Origin of the sequence: Streptomyces shenzhenensis, from assembly GCF_003688995.1 — a bacterium.
GTDB lineage: Bacteria > Actinomycetota > Actinomycetes > Streptomycetales > Streptomycetaceae > Streptomyces > Streptomyces shenzhenensis_A.
In genome coordinates, this window is sequence record NZ_PENI01000071.1 from 1 (window position 1) to 8,562 (window position 8,562).

An 8,562-nucleotide genomic window follows, 5' to 3' on the forward strand; every position below is an offset into this window, starting at 1 on the left:
TGAAGCGCTCTGACGCAGGACCGCCGCACGCTGTCGTGTTCGACACCAAGCCGATCGCGTTCGCCGTCCGCGACGTCGTCGCGGGCGTCGACCTGGACGCGATCACGCAGCCGGGCCAGGGAATGGCACTGTGGCTGCACGCTCCCAACGCGCAGGACATCCACGACGCCCTCGCCGCCGCCGGCACGACGATCGTCTCAGCACCCGTCGACGGGCCGTTCGGCCGCACCTTCACATTCGCGGACCCCGACGGCTACCACGTGACCCTCCACGACCGCCACTGAGCCGACCGGCCCGGTCCCCGGCACGGCAGACACCCTGAGCGGGCTTCCCGCAACGGCAGACCGGCCGCCAGGAACACGGCAAAGCCCACGACGACCTGGCCGGGGACGGCGTCGATACCGTGCGCCAGGGCCGCGACCAGGTGCAGGGCTGTCCCTTCCCCGTTCCGGGCGCCGCGGACGTCCTCGCCGCCGACCGCGATCACCAGCCGGCCGTCGGCCTACGTCGCCCTGGTGGAGAGCCAGGCGCCAATGACCTGGTCGAGCACCTCCCCGCCGATCAGGGCGAACACGCGCCGGAACGCGGGCCTCTCCCCTCGAGACCAAAAAGGCCCAGACTCACCGGGCACATCGCGGCAGTCATGACACCGCAGGCCACGGCCTAACTCCTTGACGTCGCCTGGCTCTTGGCCACTTCCGTGAGCGAGTAGCAGCCCAAGGCCAGGGCGGCGACCCCGACGCCGTGCACGGCCAGAACGGTGGCAACGTTCGCCTTGTCAGGCGTGCCTGACCAGGGGAAGGCGATGTGTCAGCTGTCCGGCATGGCTCCGGGCTTCCTGAGGCTCCTGGGCAGCTGGTAAAAGGCGGCTGCATTGCCCCAGAGGACGGCGTCCAGATGTTCCTCGCCGACGTTCTCGGTGATGAGGGCGAAGTCCTCGTCCGCGAAGGGGCGGCGGGCGCGCGTGGAGGGCAGGTCGGTGCCGACCATCAGCGCGGCGGGGTCGGCCCTCACAATGGCGGTCATCACTTCGGCAGGGTCGAGTTCGACGCGTCCGAATCCCGTGGCCTTGACCTTCACCCCCTGCTCGACAAGGTTCAGCAGGTACGGGAGTCCGTCACGGTGCAGGCCAAGGTGATCGATGCTGACCGCGGGCAGCGCCGCCAGAGTGCCCGCCAGGTCGGGCAGCGCCCGTGCGTCGATGTAGAGCTCGCTGTGCCACCCGGCCACTTCATGGACGCGGCGTGCGAGACGGTCCAGTTCGTCCAGCGAGGCCGATCCGCCTCGGCGCACGTTGAAGCGGACGGCCCTCACACCCGCGGCTGCGAGATCGACGATCTCCTCGTCCGTGATGGTCGCCGGCACCTGTGTGACTCCGACATAGGTGGGGCCCAACCTGGCCAGGGCATCGCGCAGATAGCTCTGGTCGAAGCCCTGGAACGAGCCCGAGACCACCGCTCCGCCGCGCACGCCCAGGCCACTGACGCGCTCGCGGTACTGGTCGACGGTGAACGCGGGCGGCAGATAGCCGTCGTTCTCGATCAGCGGGAATCGTGAATCGATGATGTGCAAGTGGGCGTCGAAGACAGGGTGTTGGGTGCGCGCGTTCTCGTCGGTCGCTCCGTGCCGGCTCGGTCGCATTCAGTGCTCCGTGTTCTCGTCGTCTTCCGGGACCATGGTGCCGGGTGTGTACACGGCGGGGCCGGATGGTGCGCGGGCGGTGACGATGAGCCGAGCCGCAGCCCGTCGGGGGCGCTCCATAGCGTCGTGGTCACCGCTGATCAGCCAGTTCTTGTAGGCCGGGATCACCGCCCGCACGGCATGGTCCGGGTCGGCTGTCTCCACTGCGGCGTTGGTGAACCGGCAACCCCGGAACCCGGGCTTCGTATGCCCCACGGCGTGCCGGTCGAAGACCGCCGGCAGCTTCTCCTCCGGTCCAGAACCTGGGACATCTGTGCGCGCGGCGCATGACGGTGCGGTCACCGCTGTGGACCACGCGGGCGTTCGCGCCGTCGATCAGCAGCAGGTCCGATCCCAGTTCCTCGGGGTCGGCCAGGCCGGCGTCGGCCGCCAGTTCCACCAAGGTGGTCGGCGGCATGCGGGACCCGGCGAGTTCACCCCGTGATCGAGGCCCGGAAGTGGTACCGGTCGCCGCGGTACACCGCCGCGGTCAGCTCCAGAGGCTGGGCGTTCTGGTTGAAGGCGAGTTGCGTGGCGACCAGGACGGGAGTCGCGTCGGTGATCTCCAACAGGTTCCGCTCCTCCTCCGTCGGATGCCGGGCCTCCACGGAGTAGTCGGCGACCTTGGGCAGTTGAGGCGGGTCGGCACGACGGAGGGTGGCGAAGAGCGTGTCCTTGGTGAAGTCGGTTTCCGCCAGTTGCGGACACAGTCCGAGGGGCAGCCGGTTGTGCTCCAGGACGACGACGATGTCATCCAGGAAACGCAGTCGGCGCATCTCGAAGAGCGCGGCCCCCGGGCCGACACGCAGCAGTTCGGACTCCTGGACCGTGGCCGCCCGGACCCTGGACTCCAGGACCGCGTCCCGGAGTTGGAAACCGTGCTGCTTGGCGTAGTCGGCGAAGCCCTGCACCGACTGGCCGCCCTCCGGAGCGGGCGACGGCCCGGAGTCGAGGACCGCGCGCTCGTAACCCTGGGCGAGGAACCATCCACGGGCCGGCGAGGACTCGATGACGTCACGCTGGGCCAGTTCGTTCAGCGCGCTGCGCAGCGTGACGCGTGAGACGCCGTACCGGCCGGCCAGCGACCGCTCGGACGGCAGGCGGTCCCCGGGCCGGGCGCCGTCCGCGGCGATGTCGCCCAGAAGACGTCCGGCGATCCGGGAGTACAGGGGCAGGGAGTCAGCGCCCAGCAGGCCCTGAGGAAGGGCGCGATCCGAAGAAGGCATACCAGAGGTATACCAGTCCATGGCAGACCAGTTCAATACCAAAGTGAGACCATTGACGACCAAAGCGCATACCAATAGCATTCCGCTGACGTTTCCGGAGGCATATACCGTTTGCGCCCTTCGGTGAACCTTGGAGTGGATCATGTGCAACCCCTTGGACGAAGTGGTGCGACGCCAGAAGGCGGGTGAGCCGCACGGCATCACCTCCGTGTGCTCGGCTCACCCGCTGGTCATCGAGGCAGCCGTACGCCAGGCGCTCACGTCGGGAGGCGTCCTCCTGGTGGAGGCGACCTCCAACCAGGTCGACCAGTACGGCGGGTACACCGGCATGCGGCCGGAGGACTTCCGCGAGCTGGTGCACGGCGTGGCCACCGAGCACGGCCTGCCACTGGACCGGGTCGTCCTCGGCGGAGACCACCTGGGCCCCAACCGGTGGCGCTCGCTGCCGCCGCAGCAGGCGATGGCCGAGGCGGACGCCCTCGTCGCGGCGTACGTCCGGGCGGGCTTCACGAAGATCCACCTCGACTGCAGCTTCTCCTGCGCCGGCGACCCCGCGCCCCTGACCGACGACGTGGTCGCCGAGCGCACCGCCCGCCTGGTGCGTGTGGCCGAGGAGACGGCAGGCGACTCTGCCGCCGCCCTGCGCTACGTCATCGGTACCGAGGTGCCGGTGCCGGGAGGGGCGCACGAGACGCTGGAGGGCATGGCCGCCACCAGCCCCCAGGCCGCCCGTCTGACCCTGGAGCGCAACCGGAGCGCGTTCACGGCGCACCACGTCGCCCATGCGTGGCCCCGCGTGATGGCCATGGTCGTACAGCCCGGTGTCGAATTCGACCACCTTCAGGTGTTCGACTACCGGCGCGAACGGACGACCGAGCTGCGTGAGGTCCTCGCCGACGAGCCGCACATGGTCTTCGAGGCCCACTCGACGGACTACCAGACCGTCGATGGGCTGGCCGACCTGGTGGCGGACCACTGGGCCGTGCTCAAGGTGGGCCCCGGGCTGACGTTCGCGCTGCGCGAGGCCCTGTTCGCGCTGGCTGCCGTCGAGGACGAACTGGTCGCCCCCCGGATGCGCTCCCAGATCACCGAGGTGGTCGACCGCCGGATGCGCGACGAGCCTTCCCGGTGGTCGGGGTACTACGAGGGGGACGCCGCCGAGCAGCGGCTGGCCAGGCGCTACAGCTACAGCGACCGGATGCGCTACTACTGGCCCGACCCCGAGATAGCCGCCGCGCAGGACCGCCTGTTCGCCAACCTCTCGACCGTCGGCATCCCCCTTCCCCTGCTGAGCGCCCACCTGCCCGACCAGTACCGGCGGGTCCGGACCGGCGCCCTGACCCCGACGCCCCAGGACCTGGTCGTCGACCGCATCCGAGACGTCCTGCGCGACTACGACCGCGCATGCCGTGTCCAAGACAAGGAGTACGTGTGACCACCTCTGCCCACGACGCGATGCCCTACGGCGACGGGGCCGACCACACGGTCGCGGAAATCACCCAGCAGCCCGCGGTATGGCGTGAGGTCGGCGCGATCGTCACCGACGGACGGGACCGCCTGGACACGTTCCTCGAACCGCTCCTTGCCGAGAAGGACCTGCGGATCGTCCTGACCGGAGCCGGTACCTCGGCCTTCGCCGGGGAGGTCGTCCGGGCGGCGACAGCGCGGGCGACCGGCCGGCGCGTGGACGCGGTGTCCACCACCGACATCGTCGCGGACCCCTATGCGTCCTTCCCGGACGACGTCCCCACACTGCTCGTGTCCTTCGCGCGTTCCGGGGACAGCCCGGAGAGCGTTGCGGCCACCCGCCTCGCCGAGCAGGTTCTGACCCGCGTGAGCCACCTCGTCATCACCTGCAACAGCGCCGGGCGGCTGGCCCGGACGCACGGTGAGAACGCCGCGTCCCACGTCCTGCTCATGCCGGCCGTGGCCAACGACCAGGGCTTCGCCATGACGTCGAGCTTCACCAGCATGCTGCTGGCGTCCCTGCTCGCCTTCGGCGCGCTCGACACCGACGGCATCGAGGCACCGGCCGCGGCGGCCGAGCACATCACGACAGGGGGCCTGGACCAGGCCATCGACACCCTGCTCGCCCGCCGACCCGAACGGCTGGTCTACCTCGGCAGCAGCAGCGCGCTGAAGGGGCTGGCCCAGGAGTCCGCGCTGAAGCTCCTGGAGCTGACCGGGGGCGCGCTCGTCGCGTCCTCGGAGTCCTCACTCGGCTTCCGCCACGGCCCCAAATCGGTGCTGAACGACCGCACGGCCGTCGTCGTGTATGTCTCCAACGACCCCTACACGCGCCGCTACGACCTCGACATCGTCACCGAGCTGCGCGCGGGCCTTCCGTCCGGCAGCGTCGTGGCCGTCACCGCGTCCCCCGACGGATTGCCCGGGGACGACACCTGGCTGCTGCCCGGGCTCGCCGGCGCCGACGACGCCGCTCTCGCCCTGTCCGCCGTGGCCATCGCGCAGCTCATCGCGCTGCGTTCCTCCATGGCCCGGGGCATCCGGCCCGACAACCCGTTCCCCTCGGGCGAGGTGAACCGTGTGGTGCAGGGCGTGACCCTGCACCCGCTCCCCGAACGACGGAACCACGTCGCGTAACAGCGTCCAGAGAGAGCCGAGCGGAGGAACAACGATGTTTCTGGGTGTGGACGGCGGAGGCACGAAGACAGCTTTCTGCCTGATCGACAGCGCGGGCACCATCCAGGCCCGAGCCCTCGGAGAGGGCGCCTACTACTTCGCGGACAACGCCACCGGTGGCGTCGACCACGTCGTACGGGTCCTCGAACAAGGGATCGGGGCCGTGACCGGGGCCGCGGGCATCACACCCGCGGACATCGACCACGCGTTCCTGGGCCTGCCCGGGTACGGAGAGGTCCCCGGCGACATCGCCGCGCTGGACGCCGCCCCCGGCCGGGTGCTGGGCCACCAGCGCTACGCGAGCGACAACGACATGATCTGCGGCTGGGCCGGTTCGCTCGGCGCGGTGGACGGCATCAACGTCATCAGTGGCACCGGCTCGATGACCTACGGCGAGCGGCAGGGCCGCGGCGTACGCACCGGTGGCTGGAGCGAGTTGTTCAGCGACGAGGGCTCGGCGTACTGGATCGCCACCCGGGCACTGAACGTGTTCTCCCGGATGAGCGACGGCCGGATGCCCGAGGGCCCTCTCGCGGAACTGCTGCGCCGACACCTCGGGCTGACCTCGGACCTCGAAGTGATCGACGTCGTACTCAACCGGTGGCAGGGACACCGCAGCGAGATCGCCTCGCTGACCCCTCTGGTCGTCGAGGCGGCCGGCTCGGGCGACACGGAGGCTGCCGCCATCCTGACCGAAGCCGGCAGAGAACTGGCCCTGCTGGTGGACAGCGCCCGACGCCGCCTGGGCTTCTCCCCCGACGAGACCGTCCTCGTCTCCTATTCCGGCGGCGTCTTCCGCTCGGCCGGCGTGCTCGACGCGTTCACCGCCGCGCTCCGCAGCAGCGCTGCCGGGTACGAGCTGCGCCAGCCGCTGTTCGAACCGGTGGTGGGCGCCGCGATCTACGCGGCCAAGCTCGCCGGCACCCCGCTCAGCACCGAGGCACTGGCCGCCCTGCGCTCCCACTCGGGCATCACCACCACGGAGAACAGCCATGACGTCGCGTGACAACAAACAAACCTGGATCCTCTACGCGGGCCTGTTGGTGCTGTTCTGGGGTGTCTGGGGGGCGTTCTCCAGCCAGCCGACCGAGCGGTACGGCTATCCGGACGAGATGATCTACGTCATCTGGGCCTTCACCATGCTCGTCCCGGCCGCGGTCGCGCTGCGCCGGGAAAGGTTCGACCGCCGGCCGATCGCCGCGCTGTACGGGCTCGCGGCCGGACTCACCGGAGCAGGCGGTCAACTCCTGCTGTTCCAAGCGCTGTCCGATGGTCCCGCGTACCTGATCTTCCCCGTGGTCTCCCTCTCTCCGGTGATCACCGTCCTGATGGCCGTGGCTCTGCTCCGGGAGCGGATCGGGAAACTCGCTGTCATCGGAGTGATCGCCGCGCTGATCGCCATCGTGCTGATCAGCATCCCCGCGGGCGCCGGTGGCTCGGTCAGCACCGGGTCCTGGCTGCTGTTGGCTGTACTCATCTGCGTGGCCTGGGGCGCGCAGGCGTTCTTCATGCGCAAGGCCGCCCTCGCCGGTGTCAACGACGCGACGACGTTCGGCTGGATGACCATCAGCGGACTGCTCCTCGTCCCCGTCGCCGTCCTCATGATGGGCGGGCTGCCCGACGCTCCCTGGCAGGCCCCGGCGCTCACCGCCGGCACCCAGATCCTGAACGCCGTAGGCGCGCTGTTCCTCGTCATGGCGCTCAGCCGCGGCAAGGCCAGTGTCGTCGCACCGATCACCAACGCCCTGGCGCCCGTCCTCACGATCGTGCTGTCACTGATGGTGTATCAGACACTGCCGACGGTGTGGGCGACGATCGGCATCGTGCTCGCCCTCGGTGGATCGACGCTGATGGTCTACGCCGATGAGAAGCGTGAGGAGATTCCCGAGGCCCTGGAGCCGTCGACACCGGCCGCCGACTCGTAGGCCGCTGCGCTCCGACAATTCGGCACCGGCCCAACCCCGAGGGCGGGCCGGGCCGCTCCAACACCGCACGTCGAATCTCCCCCCGTACGAGGAGTACGCACATGTCCTTGGTCCCCACCGGAGAGCTTGTCGCCCGGGCCGCCGCCGAGCACAGCTGCGTCGCCGCCTTCAATGTGATCACCCTGGAGCACGCCGAGGGCATCGTGGCGGGCGCCGAGGCCGCCGGCCGGCCGGTGATCCTGCAGATCAGCGAGAACGCCGTGCGCTACCACGGCGGACGGCTCGCTCCCCTCGCCCTGGCGGCGTCCTCGGTGGCCCGGACGGCAACGGTCGACGTCGCTCTGCACCTCGACCACGTCACCGACATCGACCTGCTGCACCAGGCGGCCGACACCGGCTTCTCCTCGGTGATGTTCGACGCCGGGGCGCTGCCCTACACCGAGAACCTCGCTGCCACCGCCTCAGCGGCACGGTGGGCGCACGGGGCCGGGCTCTGGATCGAGGCTGAACTGGGGTACGTGGGCGGCAAGCCCGACTCCCCCGCGAGCGCGCACGCCGACGGGGTGCGCACGGACCCAGCGGAAGCCGCCGACTACGTCGCGCGTACGGGTGTGGACGCCCTGGCAGTCGCGGTGGGCAGCAGCCACGCCATGATCGAACGGTCGGCGACCTTGGACCACGCGCTCATCGCCCGCCTTCGGGAAGCAGTTCCGGTCCCGTTGGTGCTGCACGGATCATCCGGGGTTCCCCATGCGGAACTCCGTGCCGCGGTCCTGGCAGGCATGATAAAGATCAACATCGGGACAGCCCTCAATATCTCGTTGACCCACACCGTCCGCGACGTGCTGCGGAGGGAACCGGCGCTGACGGATCCGCGCAAATATCTCGGCCCAGCCCGCGACGCCGTGGCGACCACCGTGCGCGACGTCCTCACCGTGCTGGCAGCCTGACCACGACGCACCTACTGACGTTGAAAGCGTGATGTCGTCAGGGTGGGGCGAGCACGAGTCCGGTTCCGGTGAGACAGCCGTCGAGGACGTCGTGGCGGTACTGGAGTTGGCGTAATCCCCGCCGGACGGCGTTGATCA

9 protein-coding genes are annotated in these 8,562 nt (G+C 69.8%); 6 read left to right on the forward strand and 3 right to left on the reverse strand.

Annotated features, from left to right (window positions below; all coding sequences use genetic code 11):
• Positions 1 to 284: VOC family protein (locus tag CTZ28_RS46025; protein WP_121895922.1), on the forward strand; the 284-nt coding region annotated here is incomplete at its 5' end.
• A 526-nt stretch (positions 285 to 810) separates the two neighbouring features.
• Here CTZ28_RS46025 and CTZ28_RS46030 read toward each other — a convergent pair.
• From CTZ28_RS46030 to CTZ28_RS46040, 3 genes are all read right to left on the reverse strand, one after another.
• The gene (locus tag CTZ28_RS46030) at positions 811 to 1,641 is read right to left on the reverse strand and encodes an amidohydrolase family protein (protein WP_121895915.1); all 831 of its coding nucleotides are present in this window, start codon (positions 1,639 to 1,641) and stop codon (positions 811 to 813) included.
• Positions 1,642 to 1,845: a hypothetical protein gene (locus tag CTZ28_RS47625; protein ID WP_183154914.1), complete on the reverse strand. Its 204-nt coding sequence runs from the start codon at positions 1,843 to 1,845 to the stop codon at positions 1,642 to 1,644. It lies immediately after the preceding gene.
• Between the two features lie 269 nt (positions 1,846 to 2,114).
• The gene (locus CTZ28_RS46040) at positions 2,115 to 2,906 is read right to left on the reverse strand and encodes a GntR family transcriptional regulator (RefSeq protein WP_121895916.1); all 792 of its coding nucleotides are present in this window, start codon (positions 2,904 to 2,906) and stop codon (positions 2,115 to 2,117) included.
• Between the two features lie 142 nt (positions 2,907 to 3,048).
• On the opposite strand from CTZ28_RS46040, the gene CTZ28_RS46045 reads away from it, so the two are divergent.
• The 5 genes from CTZ28_RS46045 to CTZ28_RS46065 all read left to right on the forward strand — a co-directional run bounded on the left by CTZ28_RS46045 (position 3,049) and on the right by CTZ28_RS46065 (position 8,424).
• Positions 3,049 to 4,341 carry a D-tagatose-bisphosphate aldolase, class II, non-catalytic subunit gene (locus tag CTZ28_RS46045; protein ID WP_121895917.1) on the forward strand — a complete coding sequence of 431 codons (1,293 nt, stop codon included), beginning with the start codon at positions 3,049 to 3,051 and terminating at the stop codon, positions 4,339 to 4,341.
• On the forward strand, positions 4,338 to 5,510 hold the full coding sequence (locus CTZ28_RS46050; RefSeq protein ID WP_259472119.1) for an SIS domain-containing protein: 1,173 nt from the start codon (positions 4,338 to 4,340) through the stop codon (positions 5,508 to 5,510). Before CTZ28_RS46045 ends, CTZ28_RS46050 begins: the two co-directional genes overlap by 4 nt.
• 34 nt (positions 5,511 to 5,544) lie before the next feature.
• Positions 5,545 to 6,555, forward strand: a complete 1,011-nt coding sequence (locus tag CTZ28_RS46055; RefSeq protein ID WP_121895919.1) for a BadF/BadG/BcrA/BcrD ATPase family protein — start codon at positions 5,545 to 5,547, stop codon at positions 6,553 to 6,555.
• Entirely contained in the window at positions 6,542 to 7,474 is a 933-nt protein-coding gene (locus tag CTZ28_RS46060) for a DMT family transporter (protein WP_121895920.1), read from the forward strand. The genes CTZ28_RS46055 and CTZ28_RS46060 overlap by 14 nt, the downstream gene beginning before the upstream one ends.
• Before the next feature lie 101 nt (positions 7,475 to 7,575).
• Entirely contained in the window at positions 7,576 to 8,424 is an 849-nt protein-coding gene (locus tag CTZ28_RS46065) for a class II fructose-bisphosphate aldolase (RefSeq protein WP_121895921.1), read from the forward strand.
• Positions 8,425 to 8,562 lie beyond the last annotated feature (138 nt).

Coding starts and splice junctions, on each gene's coding strand:
- CTZ28_RS46030 (WP_121895915.1), bottom strand. CDS start 1,641: ATGCGACCGAGCCGGCACGGAGCGACCGACGAGAACGCGCGCACCCAA.
- CTZ28_RS46040 (WP_121895916.1), bottom strand. CDS start 2,906: ATGCCTTCTTCGGATCGCGCCCTTCCTCAGGGCCTGCTGGGCGCTGAC.
- CTZ28_RS46045 (WP_121895917.1), top strand. CDS start 3,049: ATGTGCAACCCCTTGGACGAAGTGGTGCGACGCCAGAAGGCGGGTGAG.
- CTZ28_RS46055 (WP_121895919.1), top strand. CDS start 5,545: ATGTTTCTGGGTGTGGACGGCGGAGGCACGAAGACAGCTTTCTGCCTG.
- CTZ28_RS46060 (WP_121895920.1), top strand. CDS start 6,542: ATGACGTCGCGTGACAACAAACAAACCTGGATCCTCTACGCGGGCCTG.
- CTZ28_RS46065 (WP_121895921.1), top strand. CDS start 7,576: ATGTCCTTGGTCCCCACCGGAGAGCTTGTCGCCCGGGCCGCCGCCGAG.